The sequence below is a fragment of the Pseudomonas sp. RIT-562 genome (genome assembly GCF_026241895.1).
In the GTDB taxonomy this organism is placed as follows: domain Bacteria; phylum Pseudomonadota; class Gammaproteobacteria; order Pseudomonadales; family Pseudomonadaceae; genus Aquipseudomonas; species Aquipseudomonas mandelii_F.
On sequence record NZ_JAPJIV010000001.1, the window covers coordinates 50,555 to 72,362 of the forward strand.

The 21,808-nt window shown below is 56.8% G+C and carries 18 protein-coding genes and 1 tRNA gene; 6 read left to right on the forward strand and 13 right to left on the reverse strand.

Annotated elements, in window-relative coordinates; genetic code table 11:
• Positions 1 to 15: 15 nt before the first annotated feature.
• A complete protein-coding gene (gene tsaD / locus ORL50_RS00240; RefSeq protein WP_266009010.1) occupies positions 16 to 1,041 on the reverse strand; it encodes a tRNA (adenosine(37)-N6)-threonylcarbamoyltransferase complex transferase subunit TsaD in 1,026 nt (341 codons plus the stop codon).
• Between the two features lie 199 nt (positions 1,042 to 1,240).
• Here tsaD and rpsU point away from each other — a divergent pair, with 199 nt between their 5' ends.
• From rpsU to ORL50_RS00270, 6 genes are all read left to right on the forward strand, one after another.
• A complete protein-coding gene (gene rpsU, locus ORL50_RS00245; protein ID WP_002551877.1) occupies positions 1,241 to 1,456 on the forward strand; it encodes a 30S ribosomal protein S21 in 216 nt (71 codons plus the stop codon).
• A 479-nt stretch (positions 1,457 to 1,935) separates the two neighbouring features.
• Positions 1,936 to 3,915 (forward strand): DNA primase, encoded by a 1,980-nt coding sequence (gene dnaG / locus ORL50_RS00250; RefSeq protein ID WP_266009012.1) that lies wholly within the window; start codon positions 1,936 to 1,938, stop codon positions 3,913 to 3,915.
• Between the two features lie 67 nt (positions 3,916 to 3,982).
• Entirely contained in the window at positions 3,983 to 5,830 is a 1,848-nt protein-coding gene (rpoD, locus tag ORL50_RS00255; RefSeq protein ID WP_266009014.1) for an RNA polymerase sigma factor RpoD, read from the forward strand.
• A gap of 122 nt (positions 5,831 to 5,952) precedes the next feature.
• A complete protein-coding gene (locus ORL50_RS00260) occupies positions 5,953 to 9,699 on the forward strand; it encodes a bifunctional diguanylate cyclase/phosphodiesterase (protein WP_266009016.1) in 3,747 nt (1,248 codons plus the stop codon).
• A gap of 15 nt (positions 9,700 to 9,714) precedes the next feature.
• Positions 9,715 to 9,791: transfer RNA gene (locus tag ORL50_RS00265), tRNA-Ile, on the forward strand.
• Positions 9,792 to 10,078: 287 nt separating this feature from the next.
• The gene (locus tag ORL50_RS00270) at positions 10,079 to 10,381 is read left to right on the forward strand and encodes a superinfection immunity protein (RefSeq protein ID WP_266009018.1); all 303 of its coding nucleotides are present in this window, start codon (positions 10,079 to 10,081) and stop codon (positions 10,379 to 10,381) included.
• A 37-nt stretch (positions 10,382 to 10,418) separates the two neighbouring features.
• On the opposite strand, the gene ORL50_RS00275 is transcribed toward ORL50_RS00270, so the two are convergent.
• The 12 genes from ORL50_RS00275 to ORL50_RS00330 all read right to left on the reverse strand — a co-directional run bounded on the left by ORL50_RS00275 (position 10,419) and on the right by ORL50_RS00330 (position 21,749).
• Positions 10,419 to 10,673, reverse strand: a complete 255-nt coding sequence (locus tag ORL50_RS00275) for a hypothetical protein (RefSeq protein ID WP_266009020.1) — start codon at positions 10,671 to 10,673, stop codon at positions 10,419 to 10,421.
• 48 nt (positions 10,674 to 10,721) lie between these two features.
• A complete protein-coding gene (locus ORL50_RS00280; protein ID WP_266009022.1) occupies positions 10,722 to 11,246 on the reverse strand; it encodes a hypothetical protein in 525 nt (174 codons plus the stop codon).
• The gene (locus ORL50_RS00285) at positions 11,243 to 11,380 is read right to left on the reverse strand and encodes a hypothetical protein (protein WP_266009024.1); all 138 of its coding nucleotides are present in this window, start codon (positions 11,378 to 11,380) and stop codon (positions 11,243 to 11,245) included. The genes ORL50_RS00280 and ORL50_RS00285 overlap by 4 nt, the downstream gene beginning before the upstream one ends.
• Positions 11,380 to 11,679 carry a hypothetical protein gene (locus ORL50_RS00290; protein ID WP_266009026.1) on the reverse strand — a complete coding sequence of 100 codons (300 nt, stop codon included), beginning with the start codon at positions 11,677 to 11,679 and terminating at the stop codon, positions 11,380 to 11,382. The genes ORL50_RS00285 and ORL50_RS00290 overlap by 1 nt, the downstream gene beginning before the upstream one ends.
• A 455-nt stretch (positions 11,680 to 12,134) precedes the next feature.
• On the reverse strand, positions 12,135 to 12,710 hold the full coding sequence (locus ORL50_RS00295; protein ID WP_266009028.1) for a recombinase family protein: 576 nt from the start codon (positions 12,708 to 12,710) through the stop codon (positions 12,135 to 12,137).
• A 351-nt stretch (positions 12,711 to 13,061) separates the two neighbouring features.
• Positions 13,062 to 13,247 carry a hypothetical protein gene (locus ORL50_RS00300; protein ID WP_236269794.1) on the reverse strand — a complete coding sequence of 62 codons (186 nt, stop codon included), beginning with the start codon at positions 13,245 to 13,247 and terminating at the stop codon, positions 13,062 to 13,064.
• 252 nt (positions 13,248 to 13,499) lie between these two features.
• Entirely contained in the window at positions 13,500 to 15,845 is a 2,346-nt protein-coding gene (locus tag ORL50_RS00305) for a phage/plasmid primase, P4 family (protein ID WP_266009033.1), read from the reverse strand.
• A complete protein-coding gene (locus ORL50_RS00310) occupies positions 15,842 to 16,114 on the reverse strand; it encodes a hypothetical protein (protein WP_236269792.1) in 273 nt (90 codons plus the stop codon). The genes ORL50_RS00305 and ORL50_RS00310 overlap by 4 nt, the downstream gene beginning before the upstream one ends.
• Positions 16,111 to 16,431 (reverse strand): helix-turn-helix domain-containing protein, encoded by a 321-nt coding sequence (locus ORL50_RS00315; protein WP_266009035.1) that lies wholly within the window; start codon positions 16,429 to 16,431, stop codon positions 16,111 to 16,113. The genes ORL50_RS00310 and ORL50_RS00315 overlap by 4 nt, the downstream gene beginning before the upstream one ends.
• Before the next feature lie 574 nt (positions 16,432 to 17,005).
• Complete coding sequence (locus ORL50_RS00320) at positions 17,006 to 18,385, reverse strand: tyrosine-type recombinase/integrase (protein WP_087716043.1); 1,380 nt, start codon at positions 18,383 to 18,385, stop codon at positions 17,006 to 17,008.
• Between the two features lie 236 nt (positions 18,386 to 18,621).
• A complete protein-coding gene (locus ORL50_RS00325; RefSeq protein ID WP_266009682.1) occupies positions 18,622 to 19,269 on the reverse strand; it encodes a peptidase M41 in 648 nt (215 codons plus the stop codon).
• A 125-nt stretch (positions 19,270 to 19,394) separates the two neighbouring features.
• Positions 19,395 to 21,749: a glucose/quinate/shikimate family membrane-bound PQQ-dependent dehydrogenase gene (locus tag ORL50_RS00330; protein ID WP_266009039.1), complete on the reverse strand. Its 2,355-nt coding sequence runs from the start codon at positions 21,747 to 21,749 to the stop codon at positions 19,395 to 19,397.
• Positions 21,750 to 21,808 lie beyond the last annotated feature (59 nt).

Here is a 21,808-nt window from a genome sequence, read left to right on the forward strand (position 1 = left end):
TTCATCGCCGGAGGGTCACAGCGCCGACAACTGCTCCATCGGCCAACGGGCCTGCACACTGATCGCCAGGCTTTCGTGCTGGCCAGCCTGCAAGCGCTGGCATCCGGCAAACGCGATCATCGCACCGTTGTCAGTACAGAATTCCGGGCGCGCATAAAACACGTCGCCCTGCATGTCGCCGAGCATTTTTTCCAGTGAAGTGCGCAGCGCCTTGTTGGCGCTGACGCCCCCAGCGATCACCAGGCGCTTCATGCCGGCCTGTTTCAGGGCACGCTTGCACTTGATGGTTAAAGTCTCCACCACGGCCTGCTGGAACGCCAGCGAGATGTCGCAACGGGCTTGATCGCCGTCGTCCCCGGCGCTCACGCACTGCTGCCAGGTGTTCAGCGCGAAGGTTTTCAGGCCGCTGAAACTGAATGCCAGGCCAGGGCGGTCGCACATCGGCCGCGGAAAGGTGAAACGTCCCGCAACCCCTTGCTCTGCCAGACGCGAGATTTCAGGACCACCCGGATAATTGAGGCCCATCATCTTCGCGGTCTTGTCGAAGGCTTCGCCGGCAGCATCGTCGAGAGTTTCCCCCAGAAGGGTGTACTGGCCGATCCCATCGACCTGAACCAGCTGCGTATGCCCACCTGACACCAACAAAGCGACGAACGGAAACTCCGGCGGTTGCGACTCCAGCATTGGCGCCAGCAAGTGGCCTTCCATGTGGTGCACTCCCAGGGCCGGAATTCCCCATGCAAAGGCCAGCGCCTGAGCACAGGACGCGCCCACCAGCAACGCGCCAACAAGCCCGGGGCCCGCGGTGTAGGCGATCGCGTCGATCTCGGTAGGCACGCAGTCGGCCTCGGCCAACACCTGACGAATCAAGGGCAGCATGCGCTTTACGTGATCGCGCGAGGCCAGCTCCGGCACCACACCGCCATAGGCGCGATGCAGGTCGATCTGGCTGAACAGCGCGTCGGCCAGCAGGCCGCGCTCACTGTCGTATAATGCGACACCTGTTTCGTCGCAAGAAGTCTCTAATCCCAGTACTAGCATGGGTTTGCGCCTTGTTTAGGCTGAATTCGAAGGCGCGCATAATAGTCGCCACGCAGTGCCCCGACCAGCGGTTTTCGATCAGAGGCTTTGCATTCCGAGCGATGAGGGGTTAACATCCGCAACCCTTAAAAACCGACGTCTTCAAGTGCTCTTTTGCCACGAGGATGTTGACCCCGGTAATGAATGAAGGTAGCTCTGGATGCCAGCCGTCAAAGTAAAAGAGAACGAACCCTTCGACGTAGCTCTGCGTCGTTTCAAGCGCTCCTGCGAAAAAGCCGGTGTACTGGCTGAAGTTCGTAGCCGCGAATTCTACGAGAAGCCTACTTCTGAGCGTAAACGTAAAGCAGCAGCCGCTGTTAAGCGTCACGCCAAGAAAGTACAGCGCGAACAGCGCCGCGCCGTTCGTCTGTACTAATACACAGACGTTCGTAGCAAGCTTCTGCCAAGCCCGGCCCTCAGCCGGGCTTATGGCATTTGCGGAAAACGCTTGATGCTTCACCGTCAAAGCCGCAGACGCGACCGAGACAAATCTGCTTCACAGCGTCAGACCTGGCTCTTTTGCCAGCGGTGCACGTCTTTTCTGACGAGCCTTCCAAGGCTACTGACGAGCACACCCACTGATTCCTCTCACGACGATCAGCCCAAGGCACCCTCTTGCGTGCCCGCTTATGAGCTATCCGAGGCCACCGACTGGCGGTAGCGGATTTCAGCGCAATATTTTCAAATGGTCGAATACTGATTGGAACTAACGTCAGTTGATTTTCGGCAGATACACTTCCCTACAGCGATTACGCAAACGACAGGTTCGAGCCGCTTTAACACGCGCCTCAAGCAACGGACCGCGCTCGCTCGCCGCAGGTTTTGGATCCATTCAGCGCAGATGACGAGAACGCCATGGCCGGGCTAATTCCCCAGAGCTTCATTGACGACCTTCTGAACCGCACCGACATCGTCGATGTGGTGAGCTCGCGCCTGCAAATGAAAAAAGCCGGCAAGAACTACACTGCCTGCTGCCCGTTCCACAAAGAAAAAACCCCGTCTTTCAGTGTCAGCCCCGACAAGCAGTTCTACTATTGCTTTGGTTGCGGCGCTGGCGGTAACGCCCTCGGCTTCATGATGGACCACGACAACCTGGATTTCGTCCAGGCCGTCGAAGAGCTCGCCAAAGCCGCGGGCATGGAAATCCCCAGGGAAGAAAGCGGTCGGCCGCACAAGCCGCGCCAGCCGACCGACTCCCCGCTGTACCCGCTGCTGACCGCCGCCGCCGAATTTTATCGGCAGGCGCTCAAAAGCCACCCATCGCGCAAGGCCGCCGTGGATTACCTGAAAGGCCGCGGCCTGACCGGCGAAATAGCCCGGGACTTTGGCCTTGGTTTCGCTCCGCCTGGCTGGGACAACCTGTTCAAGCACCTGAGCAGCGACACTTTGCAGCAGAAAGCCATGGTCGATGCCGGCCTGCTGATCGAGAACGCCGAAACCGGCAAACGCTATGATCGCTTTCGCGATCGCGTGATGTTCCCGATCCGCGACAGCCGGGGCCGCATCATTGCTTTTGGCGGCAGGGTACTGGGCGACGACAAGCCCAAATACCTGAACTCGCCGGAAACCCCGGTGTTTCACAAAGGCCAGGAGCTCTACGGCCTTTACGAAGCACGCAAGAACAATCGCAATCTCGATGAAATCATCGTGGTCGAAGGCTACATGGACGTCATTGCCCTGGCGCAACAAGGCCTGCGCAATGCCGTCGCAACCCTGGGCACTGCCACCAGCGAAGAGCACTTGAAGCGACTGTTTCGTGTGGTGCCCAACGTGCTGTTCTGCTTTGACGGCGACCAGGCCGGCCGCAACGCCGCCTGGCGCGCACTCGAGGCAACATTGCCGTGCCTGCAGGATGGGCGGCGTGCGCGCTTTCTGTTCCTGCCGGAAGGCGAGGACCCGGATACGCTGGTGCGCTCGGAAGGCACCGATGCCTTCCGCGCTCGGATCAACCAACACGCCCAACCGCTCGCCGATTACTTTTTTCAGCAGCTGACTGAAGAATCAGACCCACGCTCGCTGGAAGGCAAGGCCCACATGGCCACGCTGGCCGCACCGCTGATCGACAAAGTCCCCGGTGCCAACTTGCGCATCTTGATGCGTCAGCGCCTGAGCGAAATCACCGGCCTGAGTGGCGAAGCCGTCAGCCAGCTGGTGCAAAGCGCACCGCAAGATGCGCCGCCGGCCTACGATCCGGGCATCGATTACGACGCCATGCCCGACTACAGCGACTACCATCAGCCGCAGTCTGCGGACATGTACGCGCCGCAGCAGGAGTGGACGCCGAAGAAACCCGGCGCCGGCGGTAAGAAGTGGGACAAGAAGCCGTGGGACAAGAATGGCAAGCGCGGCGGTGATCGCGATCAGCAGAGCGCGCCGCGCACTCCGATCGCTGTCGAAGCCCCTACGCTGATTGCCCTTCGCACGCTTATTCATCATCCGCAACTGGCCGGCAAGGTCGAAACCGCCGACCATTTCGCCAATGAGAGCAATACCTACGCACAACTGCTGGTCGCCCTTATCGAGGCGGTGCAGAAAAATCCTAAGCTAAACTCTATCCAGTTGATGGCCCGCTGGCACGGCACCGAACAGGGTCGCCTGCTGAAGGCTTTGGCGGAAAAGGAGTGGCTGATTGACGGCGACAACCTTGAACAACAGTTTTTAGACACCATTACTAGGTTATCAGCAGGTCAACACACAGACAGCCTGGAAGTTCTGATCAGGAAAGCAAGGCAGCCAGGATTGACTGCCGAGGAAGCAAATCAGATCGCAAATCAGATGCGCGACCTATTAAAACGTAATGTGGCTGTATCAAACCCGACCTCAACTGGCGCGTGAGGTCATAGCTCAGGTATAATCCTCGGCTTGTTTTTTGCCCGCCAAGACCTTCAGTGGATAGGGTGTTATGTCCGGAAAAGCGCAACAGCAGTCTCGTATCAAAGAGTTGATCACACTTGGTCGTGAGCAGGGTTACCTGACTTACGCGGAGGTCAACGACCACCTGCCGGAGGATATTTCAGATCCGGAACAGGTGGAAGACATCATCCGCATGATCAACGACATGGGGATCAACGTATTCGAGGTTGCGCCAGATAAGGATTCCCTTATGCTGGCCGACGCCGATACCGACGAAGCCGCGGCCGAAGAGGCAGCAGCAGCGTTGGCAGCGGTCGAGACCGACATTGGTCGCACCACCGACCCAGTGCGCATGTACATGCGTGAAATGGGTACGGTAGAGCTCCTCACTCGTGAAGGCGAAATTGAAATCGCCAAGCGTATTGAAGAGGGCATCCGCGAAGTGATGGGCGCAATCGCGCACTTCCCTGGCACGGTTGACCATATTCTCTCCGAGTACACTCGCGTCACCACCGAAGGTGGCCGCCTGTCCGACGTCCTGAGCGGTTATATCGACCCGGACGACGGCATTGCGCCGCCTGCTGCAGAAGTGCCGCCGCCAGTCGATCCGAAAGCCGTGAAAGCGGACGACGACACCGACGACGATGACGCCGAAGCAACTGACGACGAAGAAGAAGCCGAAAGCGGTCCGGATCCGGTCATCGCAGCGCAGCGTTTTGGCGCTGTCTCCGACCAGATGGAAGTTACCCGCAAGGCCCTGAAAAAGCACGGTCGTGGCAACAAGCTGGCAATTGCCGAGCTGGTGCTGCTGGCTGAGCTGTTCATGCCGATCAAACTGGTGCCGAAGCAATTCGAAGGCCTGGTCGAGCGTGTTCGCAGTGCCCTGGATCGTCTGCGTCAGCAAGAGCGCGCGATCATGCAGCTTTGCGTTCGTGATGCGCGCATGCCGCGTGCCGACTTCCTGCGCCAGTTCCCGGGCAACGAAGTTGACGAAAGCTGGACCGACGCACTGGCCAAAGGCAAAAGCAAATACGCTGAAGCCATTGGTCGCCTGCAGCCGGACATCATTCGTTGCCAGCAGAAGCTGACTGCGCTGGAAACCGAAACCGGTTTGACGATCGCCGAGATCAAGGACATCAACCGTCGCATGTCGATCGGTGAGGCCAAGGCCCGCCGCGCGAAGAAAGAGATGGTTGAAGCGAACTTGCGTCTGGTGATCTCCATCGCCAAGAAGTACACCAACCGTGGCCTGCAATTCCTCGATCTGATCCAGGAAGGCAACATCGGCTTGATGAAAGCGGTAGACAAGTTTGAATACCGCCGCGGCTACAAATTCTCGACTTATGCCACCTGGTGGATCCGTCAGGCGATCACTCGCTCGATCGCCGACCAGGCCCGCACCATCCGTATTCCGGTGCACATGATCGAGACGATCAACAAGCTCAACCGTATTTCCCGGCAGATGTTGCAGGAAATGGGGCGCGAACCGACCCCGGAAGAGCTGGGCGAACGCATGGAAATGCCTGAGGACAAGATCCGCAAGGTATTGAAGATCGCTAAAGAGCCGATCTCCATGGAAACCCCGATCGGTGATGACGAAGACTCCCATCTGGGTGACTTCATCGAAGACTCGACCATGCAGTCGCCAATCGATGTAGCCACTGTTGAGAGCCTTAAAGAAGCGACTCGCGAAGTACTGTCCGGCCTCACTGCCCGTGAAGCCAAGGTACTGCGCATGCGCTTCGGTATCGACATGAATACCGACCACACCCTCGAGGAGGTTGGTAAGCAGTTCGACGTGACCCGTGAACGGATTCGTCAGATCGAAGCCAAGGCGCTGCGCAAGCTGCGCCACCCGACGAGAAGCGAGCATCTTCGCTCCTTCCTCGACGAGTGATCACAAAACCCCCGGCCCAGGCCGGGGGTTTTGCTTTATGCAGATTAAATCCCCCGCACTTCCCACCCGCCGAATTGCCCGTCTACACTCGAAACATTCCCCCGAGCCATAACGAGACCGTTATGCCCAGACTGCCGACCGTGCTTTTTTTGCTGTCGCTGATGACCTGGACCGCAACGGCTGGCGCGCTGACTCTGACCGACGAAGAACGTAGCTGGCTGGACGCCCATCCGCACTTGCGCCTGGGTGTAGATGCATCCTGGCCACCGTTCGAATTTCGTGACGACCAGGGCCATTATCAGGGCCTTGCGGCAGACTATATCGACGTGATTCGACAACGCCTGTCCGTCGACCTGAAACCCGTGGAGCCTGTCAGCTGGACAGTGGTCCTGGAACAGGCCAGGGAAGGCAAGCTGGATCTGTTGCCAGGCATCATGTCGACCCCGGAACGCCAGTCATATTTATCCTTCACTCGCCCCTATCTCGACTTTCCAATTGTCATCCTCGCCCATGTCGGGGGCGCCCAGCCGCGCAAAATCGCCGACCTGTACGGGCTGAAAATTGCCGTTGTGGACAACTACGCACCCCATGAACTCCTGCGCACCCATCATCCGGACCTGAACCTGGTGGCCATGCCCAACGTCAGCTCGGCGCTGCAGGCGCTGGCGACGGATGAGGTGGACGCCGTGGTCGGCGATCTCGCCTCCAGCGTCTGGAGTCTGCGCCAACTCAAGCTGGACGGTCTGTACGTCAGCGGCGAGACGCCCTATCGCTATCAACTGGCCATGGGCGTGCCCAAGGACAACAAGATATTGGTTGGCATCCTGGACAAGGTCCTGGCGGACATGAGCCCAGCGCAAATCAGCGCCATTCAGGAGCGCTGGGTCGGCAACGTACTGGACCATCGGACATTCTGGTCCGACCTGCTGGTTTACGGCCTGCCGGGACTGTTACTACTGATCACCGTGCTGGCCGTGGTGATCAGGATCAATCGCCGACTGAGCTCGGAAATCTCCCGCCGGGTCGATCTCGAGCAGGAATTGCGCAGCAGCGAGTATCACTACCGCGGCCTGGTCGAGAGCCTTTCGGCCATTGCCTGGGAAGCGCGCATCAGCGACTTCACCTACAGCTACGTGTCGCCGCATGCCGAAGACCTGCTCGGCTACCCGCTCTCCCACTGGCTGATCCCGGGCTTCTGGCGCAACATCATTCACCCTGCGGACCTGACTCGTGCCCAAACCTTCTGCGATCACGAAGTCCTGGCCGGGCGTGATCATACGGTCGATTACCGGGTCATCACGGCAGACGGGCGGTGTCTGTGGGTGCGCGACATCGTCAGCCTGATCGAGCACGGACATGAACCGGTGCTGCGCGGCTTGATGATCGACATCAGCGACGCCAAACGCACCGAAGAAGCGCTGCGCCTGTCAGAGCAGAAGTTCGCCTCGGTGTTCCAGCAGTGCCCCGACATTCTGGTCATCGCGCGACTGTCCGACGGCTGCCTGCTGGAGGTCAACGAAGCGTTCGAGGAGCAGATCGGCCTCACCGCCGAGGAAGTTATCGGCCAGACCGCCACCGACCTGAACATCTGGGGCATTCCCGGGGTCGGGCCAGGTCTGCTGCAGCGACTGCAGGCAGGCAGCATCCGTAACCTCGAGATGCCCTTTCGCCGCAGCAACGGCCAAGTATTCACCGGCCTGATCTCCGCCGAGCCCTTCGACCTCGATGCCACCCCGGCGCTGGTTGTGGTCGTGCGCGACATCAGCCAACTCAAGGAGACCCAACAGCAGCTGCAAATCTCCGAAGAGAAGTTCGCCAAGGCGTTCCACGCATCCCCGGACGGCCTGCTGCTGTCGCGCCAAAGCGACGGCCTGCTGATGGAGGTCAACGACGGATTCAGCCGCATCACCGGCTTCAACAGCGCGATGTCGGTGGATCGCTCTTCCCTGGAATTGGGCATCTGGGTCAACCTCAACGAGCGTAAGCAGATGCTCGACCTGCTCAAGCGCGACGGTTTTGTCCGCGACTTCAGCTGCCACATCCGCCGCAGCGACGGGCAGATCCGCCTGTGTGAGGTGTCCAGTCGACCGCTACCCATCGGCAATGAAGATTGCATGCTGACCATCGCCCGCGACATCACTGAACGCCACCTGATGCAGGAGAAGCTGCAACAGGCCGCCACCGTATTCGAGAGTACTGCCGAAGGCGTGTTGATCACCGACACCCAACAGCACATCAGCGCGGTCAACCGCGCGTTCACCGAAATTACCGGCTACAGCGAAAGCGAAGCCCTTGGCCACACCCCTCGCCTGCTCGCCTCGGGCCTGCATGACAGCGCGTTCTACGCCGCCATGTGGCATCAGCTGACCGCCGAAGGTCATTGGCAGGGCGAGATTTCCAACCGCCGTAAAAACGGCGAGTTGTATCCCAGCTGGCTGACCATCAGCGCGGTGCGCAACCGTGATCGATTCATCACCCACTTCGTCGCCGTCTTCGCTGATATTTCCAGCCTCAAGCACGCCCAGGCCAAGCTCGACTACCAGGCGCACCACGACCCGCTGACCGGCCTGCCGAACCGCACCCTGTTCGAAAGCCGACTGCACACCGCCCTGAATAACCAGCAGGAAACCGGCAGCCAGGGCGCAGTGCTGTTCCTCGACCTCGACCGTTTCAAACACATCAACGACAGCCTCGGCCATCCGGTTGGTGACCTGTTGCTCAAGGGCATCGCCGTGCGCCTCAAGGATCAGCTGCGGGACATCGACACCGTGGCGCGACTCGGCGGCGATGAATTCATCATCCTGCTGCCGGGGCTGCAACAGCCCAGCGATGCCGACCACATTGCCAACAAGCTGCTCAATTGCTTCGCGGCGCCGTTCCAGGCCGGCGAACATGAGTTTTTCATCAGCGCCAGCATTGGCACCAGCCTCTATCCCCGTGACGGCAGCGACGTGGCCACGCTGGTCAAGAATGCTGACGCTGCGATGTACCGCTCCAAAGCCAAGGGCCGCAACCGCGTCGAAAGCTATACCCGCGACCTGACCGCCCAGGCCAGTGAACGGGTAGCGCTGGAACACGAACTGCGCCGCGCCATCGAACGCAACGAGCTGCACCTGCACTACCAGCCGAAAATCAGCCTGGACGATCATCGACTGGTCGGCGCCGAAGCACTGATTCGCTGGCGCCACCCGACTTTCGGTGACGTTCCGCCAGAGCACTTCATCGCCCTGGCCGAAGAAAACGGCATGATCCTGCAAATCGGCGACTGGGTGCTGGAAACCGCGTGCCGCCAGATGTTCGAGTGGAACCAGCTCTACCATTGCCTCGGCCCGCTATCGGTCAACCTGGCCGGCGCCCAGTTGCGCCAGCCCAACCTGCTCGGGCGTATCGAACAACTGCTGAAGGACAACCGCCTCAGACCGGATTTACTGCAACTGGAAATTACCGAAAACTTCATCATGAGCCAGGCGGAGGAAGCGCTGACAGTCCTGCATCAGCTCAAGCATCTGGGCGTGCAACTGGCGATCGACGACTTCGGCACCGGTTACTCATCCCTGAGCTACCTGAAGCGGCTGCCGCTGGACATCCTCAAGATCGACCAGTCTTTCGTCCGCGGCCTGCCAGACGACCCGCACGATGTGGCCATCGTGCGCGCAATCATCGCCCTGGGCCGCAGCATGCAATTCACCGTGATCGCCGAAGGTGTCGAGACCCAGGCCCAGCAACAATTCCTGGCCGCCGAAGGCTGTGAACAGATCCAGGGTTACATCGTCAGCCTGCCCCTGCCCCCCGACGAATTCGCCGCGACATTTCTTCGTACAACAGTTTCAAGCTTTTCGGATAGCACAGCCGAGAAACCATCGTTATAATCCGCGACCTACTGAGGGCCTATAGCTCAGTTGGTTAGAGCAGAGGACTCATAATCCTTTGGTCCACGGTTCGAGTCCGTGTGGGCCCACCATACAAATCAAAGGCTTACGCTTAACGGCGTAGGCCTTTTTTGTTTTTTGACGAAAATTCCTAACGAATTGCTCAACGAATGCAGCCTGTGCTTCCACGCCACCAATTTGACGTGCGTTAAGCAGTGGCCTTTTGATTTCATCCGAGCGTATGCTGTGAAAAATCACGCCACCAGGGATCGATATGAGAACGGCACTGGCAGTACTGGCGACGAGCCTGGCGCTTGCGCCACCTCCCCTCAAAGCAACACAAACGAATAAGCACCGATAGCCATCAAGGAAATTCATTATGGATTTTTTCGCTACCCTTTTTCTTCTTGCTCTAGGCATAGCAGTTTATTTTCTGCCGCTATTCATAGCCTGCTTTAGAAAACACCCTTCAGCCCTAGCAATATCCGCCTTGAATTTTCTTGCTGGTTGGACATTTATAGGATGGCTCGTCGCATTCATTTGGGCTCTTACCAATACCCCGGCGCTATCCGCTTTACAATCCGGCAGAACTCATGATCTGTATAAATTAGCCGAACTAAGGGAAAAGGGCGCATTAACTGAAGACGAGTTCCAAAGAGAAAAATCTAAATTACTTAGCTAGATCTTTCAGAGCTAGCCCACCTGACATATTGAATGGTTTAAGCCCACATCACACCAGGATATGGCGAAGCATCTTTGTTTGGCACCGGCTTAGTTGCCTTGGCAATGCCTTTCACTAGTGCGTTGTAGCGACTCTTCGAATTGCCCTTGCAATGTTCCATGTGCGACGTAAGCCAACCGCCGTGTTTAGCTAGCCAGCGCCTGGGCGGCATTACCTCGGCAGCCTCGATTGCCCAGATAAGCAACTGCTCATCACTGGGTTGATCGTCTTCAAGCTCATCGACTGCCTGCATGTCTTGCGCTCCTGGTATTGCCCGACCGATTAGGATCGGGCTTCTAGATCAGATATGCCCAGCGGTCGCCAAACCCATTGCCAGGTTCTGGCGAGTGCCAACTAGATTGTTCAGTGCGCTTACATTCCCCAATTCCAGATCCTGAATTTGCTCCAAGGCAGAACGAACACCAGCAAGCGTGACATAGCGCCCGGCTTCCTGAGCTGAATTGAAAGCGTTGGTGAACTCATCGGTATGGGCCTCGATCAATGGCTTTAACTTGGCGACCAAAGATGAAATAGCCTTGCGATGATTTACTAGCCGTTCGATGGCTGTTATTGCATCTGCGGCTTGCTCATTTCCCTTATCGACTTTCGCTTGTTGATCCTCGACTTTGGCTTGCAAATGCAGGGCTTCCAGGCGAAGGTTTAACCGTTTGGTTAGCCGTGCTGTGGCGTCAATTTGATCCTCGAGCGCCGCCACGTCTTCACCAGCTCGGCAAGCTGTCTCCCACTGCTCATTGAGGGTCGCGAGCAACAGTTCGGCGTCGATTAGTTGCTGTTCATGCTGGGCAATCAATTCGACAGCGCTCATGCGCGGGCCTCCAGGCGAACCATGATGAGCCCTAGGCTTGCCTCGATCATCGCCATACGGTGCAGCAGGCTTTGCAGCAGGTTGCGGTTACTGGTGCCCACAGGACGCCCAGGCTTACGGGTTTCGGCAATCATTAGAAAGCCCTCCCGGAAAAATATTCGTTGAGGTCAGGGGTGAGTTTTTCAATGTTTGGCGCAGGTTGGCCCGCAAGCTTGGCTAATGCCTGGGCATTGTTTCCCATCCCTTTAGCCACTACTTCACCGAACTTATCACTAACGATTTTTCGATTAGCCGTCATGTTTTCTGATTTAAGAAAAGTCAGGTCTGACTTTATAGACGCAATGTCCTTTGCCAAGCCTTCAAGAAGTCCAACCAATGATTCCATGTCGCTAGGATTAAGCGAAGCTGAAGCGTTTACAAGTTGTCGAGCCATGTTTATTTACCTGCATATAATTAATTAACAGTGCTTATTATATCGCAAGTAAAATCACACTTTCCCAACAGTGAAATAAACGCAGAAACACTTAGCAAGCTATCTATATAGGCGATATATGAGTCAGGATTTAGTGCCTAGCTTTGAGGCTTCCAAATATATCCGCGCAGTCACCGGCGTGTTCTTCCCACCAGTTTGGCGGCTTCATCTATGGTGTGACGCATGGTTTTATTCCGTCATATGACGCGTCACACTCTAGCCTGACTGGGGGTGCATATCCACCGTTGCAGGCTTCGGCACCGGGTCGTGGTGTTGAGAGTCACCGGAAAACAGAAGTGGAACTAGGAACAGGATAACTTTTAGGAACTAGCGTGTTCATAAAGACACCATTGGCGCGTTCCTGGTTGAATTGTCCAGGTGTAGCCCTTGATCAGTCAGTCAGATTTCAACGTGCGTCATACCGCTGGCTCTATCCAATGGCGTTTAACAGTGCGCAGCGACAAATCTAGAACTTTTGCTGCTTTGGCTTGAGTAAGGCCAGCATTCTTTTCTTTCAATACCGCGGCTCGGGTGTCGTGCGCTACAGGACGGCCCAGACGCTTGCCCTCAGCCTTGGCGCGTTCAAGTCCTGCATTGGTGCGTTCTACCAGTAGATCACGCTCAAACTCAGCTACAGCAGCCAAGACGCCCATCGTCATCTTTCCCGCGGGACTGGTTAAGTCCATGCCTCCCAGTGCCAGGCAATGCACCCGGACACCCATCGCTTCCAGGTGTTCGACGGTTTGGCGCACGTCCATAGCATTACGGCCTAGCCGATCCAGCTTCGTCGTGACCAACACGTCTCCAGACTCCAGACGCTCTAACAGTTTGGCGAACCCTGGTCGCTGCATAGCCATGACACTGCCGGATACGGTTTCAGTGATCGTCCGTTGAGGTTCGACAGTAAAGCCAGCAGCGGCAATTTCCATCACCTGGTTATCAGTGGTTTGGTCTGCGGTACTGACTCGGCAATAGGCAAATGTTCGGCTCATGCTCTCGGCTCCATTGGTGCCATCTAACGTGGCGACATATTCGCAAGAGTGCCAACAAAGAGCAAGGCTAATTTTTTGTCACCTTTTCAGCGGGGGCAGTTACGGTGCCGTCAGACGGTCGATTGTTGCCGGTGTCTTGAAACGCAAAAACCATGCAAACCCCCACCGAAACACGCGAAAGAACCTCCACATACTGGCCGCTGTAATCAACAGCCACATGAGGAGGCGCCTGTGCAGTGTTTTGAATTGGTCGTGCGGATGATCGAAGCGTTAGTCCCGTTGTTCATCCTGGTCATAGAGCGGCTGGGGTAAGGAAAGCCCGCCAGGGACGGCAGGCTATCTGGAATAGCGTTATTGCTTGGCAGCCGCTGCCTGAAAAACCGCATAGCCCACCAGACCAATAAAAAAGCCAGATGCGCCTGCTAATCCAGCGCCAATGTTCCCGCCGAAGATGTAGCCAAAATATGCGAAGAACGCAGCAAAAACCGGAATCATAAGAGCAATAACGTCTTTCGCCATCAGGATTAGAGTGTTCATGGTTTCTCCTATGTGAACGCAGCACGATAGCAAATCGCCACCAGCATGGGTATGAGTAAATCGATTAGACCTTGGTCATGTGTGCCGGGTGTGCCGGGTGTGTCGGGTTTTTCGACATTCATTATCTTTCTGAAAAAATAATGTATTGAGATTTCACTATTTATATTTTTAGAGAGGTTGGGGTATCTCAGATAACACGGCACAAGCGGCACACATTGCACAAAAGAAAGGGGCCGCGATGGCCCCTTCTTGTTATTGCTGTTGCATGCTCCAACCTGGACGAATCTCCAAGCCACTTACATACTTCCCATGTCGATCACGCGTACGCCCGAAGCCTAGCCGCTCCAGCCTATCTACAAAAGATTTCTGCTTAACCTTCTGACCAATACCCTGATCAGACGCCCAACTCGTGAACGTGTCATACAGCTTTTGAGAACCGACTTTACCTAATGCGCTTCGCTCACACACATCATCAACGAACTGAGCCACCTGATCAGCTTCTAAGCGCCATTCCTCTTTAGCTTGGCGACTGCTCTCAGGATCAGTAAAGCCATGCTCTAGCGCATTGCTATACGCAGCCAACGACAGATTGAGAATGCCGGGGAGCTCAGCAAGCAGCTTCTCTTTAAGCATCGGGTCCGTCTGGCCCAAGCTGGCGTCAAACTTCCTGTTAAAGCGAATGACCAGCGCACGCCGAAACAAGGCATCAGAAAAGTCCCGCGTGTGCGGCATGTGGTTCGTCCCAAACCAGCAAGTGGCGTATGGGCGCATCACAAACGGATCTTGGAACTTATGCTCAACCGTCGCAGGCTCGCCCGACACAATGCCCTTCAATGCCGCATCAGCGATTACCTCACCCTCCCGGATTTCGGTAACGATGTTGGCTAGCTTCATATGCAGATGCGCACGAGAAAAAGCACGGTCGAATTGCGAAGGCTGCACACCGGACACATTCTCAGACCCTAGCAGCGCCTCCAGCACCGACAGCAGAACAGATTTACCGTTGCTGCCACCACCGATGAGCATAATGAATCGCTCATGCCTGCAATGCGTCATCAGCGTATATCCGAGCATTTCCAACAGCGCCCGCGCCTTCTCCTTGCCATCGCTATCAGGCTCGAAAATCTCACCTAGAAACTGAGAGAAGCGAGGTGCAGAGGCTTCAGACTGGTACTCAATAGGAACTTGAGTGGTTCGGAACTCCAGCTTGTCATGAGGCTCAAGCTCCCATTCACCAGTCAGATCATGCCGCACCAGAGCCCCGGATAAGCAGTTCACAGACTCAGGATCGCCCAAATTGAAGTCATGATCCCTGCTGTAAATCGCGGTTTTGAAAACATCTGCAACGTTATTGACCACGTTCGCTGTAATGGCCGTGTGTGGCGCAAGCGCTGTTTGAACCAACTGCTTAACCGCTCGATCCTCAGCAACTCTCCAGACACCGCGACTCAACCACTCGTAAACCAGTGGCCCGGACGCCAGGATATTGTCAGCACCGATAGAAGCCAAAACGCGCTGAGCAAGCTCAAGATGATCCTCATGATCATCATCATTCGCAGCCGGGGCCATCTCGCGCAAAGTACCCAAGCCGATACCTGTTTGTTGCTTGATCGCTTTGAGCAGCCGGTCACGCTCGATAGGGCTCCGGGACAAAGCCTCCGCTACTAGGCTTTCAATATCGGACGATTCGCTCTCATCACTCAGTAATTTCACATCCGCACTGATTTCTGAGTATGGCCGCGCCGGAACAGGTGCATACCCTTTGCGTCGAGCCCCCTCAATCATTCCAGCCAGTTCCACACCCATTAGCGCCGAGGCACGCTCTGCACCTCGTTGCTTTGCCACTTCAGGAGCTACGGCGGAGAAAACCAAATGGATCAACTGATCGTCGGCACCATTTGCAACCAATCGGCCAACAATACGCAAAGCGTTTTCGTGAACACTCTCACCCTGCAACAACTCCGCCAACAGTTCTGTGTGATCACTGCTGCCACGCTCCACAGGATCGTTAGCGGCGCTTCGGTGTGGCTCCTTAAGCGTGCCCAGCCATTCCGAGAACTCGGCCCATGTGTAACGCTGACCGCCTTCGTGAACAATGCACGACCTTACAGGCTCCGCCTTTGTGTGGTTGAACCCAGGCAGACGCATCACACGCGGCAAATCGTGAATGCTCTTGTCACTGTCTACCAACGCAATCAGCTTTCGCTGGGCAGCTTCAAACTCATTCAGTGGCACGCCATCAACGCACCAATAGGCGTGATGCTTACCGGGTGACGACTCAACAATGATCGACGGGGCAAATGGGACAGCCGCCAACCTATCGAGGTGGTTGTCGATGATGTCGAAGTCCACATACAAGGCTCGGACGCGGATAATGCTAGCGGCGTCATGCCCTCCCGCATTCACAACAGCGTATGCGCCCCACCCAGCAATATTTTTCGCCTGCAAGTCATACAAAGAGTTTGCCTTGTGTGCCCCTTGCATCGGATGGATTGCTCGATAGTGCCAGTCTTGTGGCTGCGAATCAGGGTCTAATAACGCCAGGAATCGCAAAGCCTCATCAACATCTGGCAAAGGCTTCTGAGTAGGGACGGTCATTGCACACCCCCACGGTAGCTGGCGATGATTTGGACACGTTCCGCCTCAATCAGACCCGCAAGCGCTTTGCCTGAATTGAATGCCGCCAGGTAGCGGCGATTGACTTCAACCACATCAAGCGGCGCGGATTTAAGAGAATCAAAGGCGTGTACGAATACGCTAATCGCGAGCGCATCGTCGTTATCGTTGGCGCTGATCAAAGAGGCGTTTCCGATCATTTGATATAGACCTGCGAGGGCTTTCACTTGCGTGACTTGTTGGGCATTCATACCGCGCCCTCGTCTTCGGCCAATTTAATCAATGCGTAGGTCGCTATACGCGGATGCAAACGCCCTTCACTATCGGGCAAAGTCGAAAGAGTCCGATGGATTTCATGACCCAATTCTTTCAGCTCCTTGACACGAGCGGCTGGCATTAACACGTTGTAGGCGTCGCGTAGCTCAAACGTGGAGCGCGAATGATCCATAAGCAGGGTCAGTACACGCTGGCGCTGAGCTTCGGCGCTAACATCAACCAAAGCGGTAGCTTTTTCAGGGGCAGCAGAGCTCGGCCCCGCGATCTTGCGGAGTTGGAAGTTACCCATCATTAAGCCTCCTGATCGCGCAGGAATGCCTCGACTTCGTCGAGACGATACCTAACGGCGCGCCCCAGCTTCAGAGGCTCGGGAAAGCCCTCAAGTTGAGCTAGTCGCCAAAGGGTGGTGCGGCTGATATCAAAATGCATGCACACGGCACGGGAGGCGCAATAAACCGGAGCGACAGTGTTAATATTTTCCTGCATGGTTACGACCTGACATTGGTCGCCTGCTCGTAAAAAGCGTTTGACTTGGGTGCGGTTCCTACCTAACCTTCGTCTTGCTAATAGCTTTTACGTTTCGGCGGTATTTGGTTAAAGGGTTTATCCAGATATTGCATACAAGAACCTGCGCCTTGAATCGCAGGTTTTCGTGTTTCTGGAACATGCTCATTGTAACACCACCAAATTAGGCTTTTTCTGACTAGTCAGTCACTCAATGACTTGAAGGTCACTGAATCTGTGTAAAGCATTGATTCATATAGAAAAACATAAACGCCACTCCTTGGAAGTGTTCCGCTTGCGACATTTTCCATGTCGCTTTTAGACAAGTCAGAAAAGGCAGAGCTCTAGAGCCACCTAGCGATTTACCTCCTGTTGGTGAACGCCAGAACCTCCGCACGTTGCGGGTTCCCCGCGAGCTCATCTAGATAACGCGCCCACTTATCCAAATCCCCGCGCTTTTCCGGTAGATAGTTCCATCGATCATAGTGCTTTGCTTGCACCCCCGAACGACCATGCGACAGTAACCACGCCCGGCGTTCCTGATTCACCCCCAGCGCGGCTAGGTGCGTTTCAATGGTTGCGCGCAACGTACGCCAAGTGAAACGGCGGGTTTCCCCTTTTGTCGAAAGCTGATCACCAAGCGCTGAGAAAATATCTAGCGCGGTGCCGGGTGTAATGCTGACTTTTCCACGCAGAGAGAACGGCCCAGGTGCCTTGCCTGCATCCCTAAGCGCTAACAGTGGCGATAGGATCTCACGCAATCGCTGAGTAATCGGCAACAGATGCTCACGCGGCGGACTCCCTTTGCCGCCCTTGAGGTCGATCAACCGCATCACCTCCCCATGCTCGCCATCGTCATAGATGTCGGCCCAAGCGACACGACAAAGCATCTCTACCCGTTGCCCAGCTAGATAAAGCATTGCCTTTGCGATTGCACGGCGGCGCTCAGGCAAATCCTCAACGGCTAGGACAACCGCCTTCAGTTCTTCCTTAGTCAGCGCCCAGGTATTCGCCTGATTAGCACCTTCTATAGTCGGAACGTCACGCGCAGGGTTTGATTTCAGACCGTATTGAACAGCGTCACCAGCGCGGAGCGGGTTTAGGTCGCTCGCAAGCCCGAACGAAAATGCCGCCTGGAGGTAGGAGCGCAATTTATCAGCCTGCCGTTTCTTACCATTGGTTGCTGAAGCCTTGGTCAAGCGAACGCCACGCCCTTTGCTGGCGACTGCGCGAGTCAGACAACGACGCAGGATGTTCGCAATATCGCTGGGCTCGACTTCCTTTGCCTTGCATTGCGACAGTTCAGGGAATGGATCGAGAACATCTAGCTTAAGCGCACCACGCACAGCCTTGGCACTGGACTTGCCCCTGCGCTCCATATCGTCAACATAGGCACTCAGCATTTGAGCCAATGTTCCCTGCCTTGCCTCAACATCCGCTGCACGTTGGGTTAAGCGCTGGCGCTCATCCTCTGCGACCAGATAAGCGTCAATACTCGGGAAGGCGCGGATCTCCAAGGATTTAGCTGCGGCATACGCCCGCCACTCAACCAACGTTTTTTCGGAGTAGTTCCCTAGCTTTAATCGCTCCTGCTTCCCTTCTCGGCGCAGACTCAAGTAAACCAGCACACCAGTAGCTCGACGCTCAAAGATAAGCGAACCTGCTCCTTTCCCCTCCAATGCCTCGGAAAGCGTGCCTTTCTTCAAGGCCGTGATCTTGCTGTGAACCAGTTTCTGCGCCATTCCTAGCCCCTAAATTCTCTTAACGAATTGCTCAACGAATCATAGCAACTCTAGAGGATTTCAGGAAACAACGAGAAACGTCGAATCAAGCTATAGACCTTGGAAACTGGGGTTTTCATGTTTCACAAGGTAGCTCAAGATCACCAATCTTGTGACTCATAATCCTTTGGTCCACGGTTCAAGTCCGTGTGGGCCCACCAAACAAAAAAGCCGCGCATTGCGCGGCTTTTGCGTTTTTATCGTGCCACCCGAACCAATGGAATACCCCGCACCAAACCCAGCCGCTCAAGCATCGCCGCAGTCAACACAACCTCATACGTATCCGCCGGTCGCCCCCACTGCTCCACCAGAGCCATGGCATCCACCAACACGCCTGCCAACCCGGTAATGGTCTCGGCCAGTTCCTCGACGATTTTCTGCGTCCGCGCCCACAGGTCGTCTGTAATCACCTTGAGCTGCACCGCTACCTGGTCGGACGACGCTGGATCGGTTTCAGGGAAAGCGATATTGCGCAGCAGATACTGAAGCTCTTTGACTTTGGCGTAGTCCTGCTCAGCGCCCTGTGCACCTTTCAGAATGGCTACGGCTTCGGACTTGGCGACCCGCTTGGTGACCGGATTCGTGGAAGACAATGTCTGTCCCATGGCCCCCGCCATAAGGACCATCACCCTGGCTTCCAGATGCGTTTTCATGTCCTGCATAGACAAAATAGGTCGCACCAAGGTGATTGAAGCACCACCCTGATGTCGCAAGTCCATGGTCACGGAAAGCGTCACACCGCCGGTTGCAAACCCCAAGGCTCGCGCTACCACGTAGTGCCCCATTTCGTGATGCGCAATCTGCAGTGCTCGTTCCCGTACTACCGGGGGCAACGTGCTTGTCATCTTCATCGCCTCGCATCCCTGGATATCGCATTCGACTACGAGCGACGGTAGGTGTCCATCCTGGCGGCCGGCCCCCATAAAAAAACCGCGCAATCGCGCGGTTTTTCATCTCAGCCAATCAGCCCTTACTCAGGCAACGCATACGCAATCACATAGTCACCACGATCCGGCGACTGCCGCGCGCCTCCCACTGTCAGCAGGATGTACTGCTTGCCAGTCTTGGGCGAAACGTAAGTCATTGGCCCGGACTGGCTGCCTACTGGCAGGCGCGATTTCCAGATTTCGTTGCCGTTGCCGGTATCGAATGCGCGCAGGTAGAAGTCCTGGGTGCCGGCGAAGAACAGCAGTCCGGATTGGGTGGCCAGCGAGGCGCCCAGGGTAGGCATGCCGATCGGGATCGGCAGGTGCATGCGGATACCCAGCGGGCCGGTGTCCTGGACGGTGCCGACCGGGACTTGCCACATCAGTTTGTGAGTCTTCAGATCAATCGCGGACATGGTGCCGAACGGAGGCTTCTGGCAAGGAATGCCGGCGGCCGACAGGAAGCGTTCGCGCATGGCTCCGAACGGTGTGCCTTCCTGGGGAACCACGCCCATTTCGATGCCGCTGGCCCCGGCGGCGATCTTGTCGCGCGGGATCATGTAGTTGGCCAGGCCCAGGCGCATGTCATTGACAAACATATAGTGGGTGTTCGGGTCGACCGAGACGCTGCCCCAGTTCATGCCGCCCAGCGAGCCCGGGAACTGCAGGGCGCGGTCCATTCCCGGCGGGGTGTAGACGCCTTCGTGGCGCATGCCTTTGAACTGGATGCGGCACATCAACTGATCGAACGGTGTCGCGCCCCACATGTCGGCTTCGGTGAGTTTCTGGTTGCCGATCGAGGGCATGTCCACCGAGAACGGCTGGGTCGGCGAGTAGCGTTCACCAGGTACGTTGCCCTGCGGAACCGGGCGCTCTTCGACGCGGGCAATAGGTACACCGGTTGCGCGGTTGAGCAGGAAGATTTCGCCTTGCTTGGTCACCTGCGCCAGGGCCGGCTGCATGCCACCCTTGTCATCCGGCACGTCGTACAGCAAGGGTTGCGCGGGCAGGTCGAAGTCCCACAGGTCGTGGTGGGTAGTCTGGAAGTGCCAGCGTACCTGGCCGGTCTTGACGTCCACCGCGACGATGGACGAGTTCCACTTGTCATCGAATTCGGTGCGCTGTCCGCCGAAGAAATCCGGGGTGGCGTTACCGGTTGGCAGATATACCAGGCCGAGTTTGGGGTCATAGGACATGGCCGACCAGACGTTCGGCGTGCCACGGGTGTAGGTCTCGCCCTCAGGCGGACGTTTGGTGGTGTTTGGGTTGCCCGGATCCCAGGCCCACGCCAGCTCGCCACTGCGCACGTCATAGGCACGCACGACACCTGGCGGCTCGCCCGTGGAATAGTTGTCCGCCACCCGGCCACCGATGATCACCACATCGCCTGCAACCAGCGGGGTCGAAGTCTGCTGGTAATAACCGGCTTTCACTTCACCCATGTCGGTTTTCAGGTCGACGGTGCCCTGGTCGCCAAACTCTTCGCACGGCTTGCCGGTGTCAGCGTTGATCGCAATCAGACGGGCATCACCGGTCGGCAGAAACAGACGTTTGGTGCAGGCAGCAGGCGTAGCGTCCGAGGCCGCAGGGGTCTCGGAATAGCCCAGGTCACGGCAGCGCTGCCAGTTTGGCGCGGTGCCCTGCGGGTCGAATTTCCAGCGCTGTGCGCCGGTGTCGGCATCCAGGGCGAACACCTTGCCGTAGGCGGTGCACGTGTAGACCGTGTCGCCGATTTGCAGCGGAGTGTTCTGGTCTTCTGCGCCGGCGCCGGTGCTTTGCGGGATATCGCCCGTGCGGAAGGTCCAGGCGACCTGCAGCTTGTCGATGTTGCCCTTGTTGATCTGGTCCAGCGCGGCGAAGCGGTTGCCGGCGGTGGTATTGCCCCAGTGCGCCCAGTCTTTCTGCTCGGTGCCTGGCGTGACCGGCGTAACAGCCGGTTCACTGCTGGCCTTGACCACATGGGTCGGCACAAACATGTAGGCCAGCGTTGCTACCACGCCAACTCCAAGGATACCCGCGAGGCCATAGGCACCGCGTCCCGACGTCGCGCCGGACGCCCGCACCAGGGTCGGGTAAATCAGCGCCACGACCAGGCCGATCACGGCAAAGGTCAACACTCGGGAAACCAGCGGCCAGTATTCCAGCCCGGTGTCCCACACCGCCCAGATTGCGGTCAGGATCAACGCTACACCGTACAACCACGCCCCTTGCGGCTTGCGCCGAGCAATCAGCAGGCCGGATACCAGCATCGCCAGGCCCATCAGCAGGAAGTACCAGCTGCCGCCTAGCGCAACCAGGTAACCACCACCGCCCGCAAGGCCGAGCCCGATCAAAGCGATCAGCACGCCCAGCCCTGTCAGCAGCCATTTGCTGCCGCCGGCAGCCCCAGAATTATTCATGTCGGTCGTTTTCCCCGTTTGTGACAAGCGCGGAATAATGTACGAACTAGTTACTTATG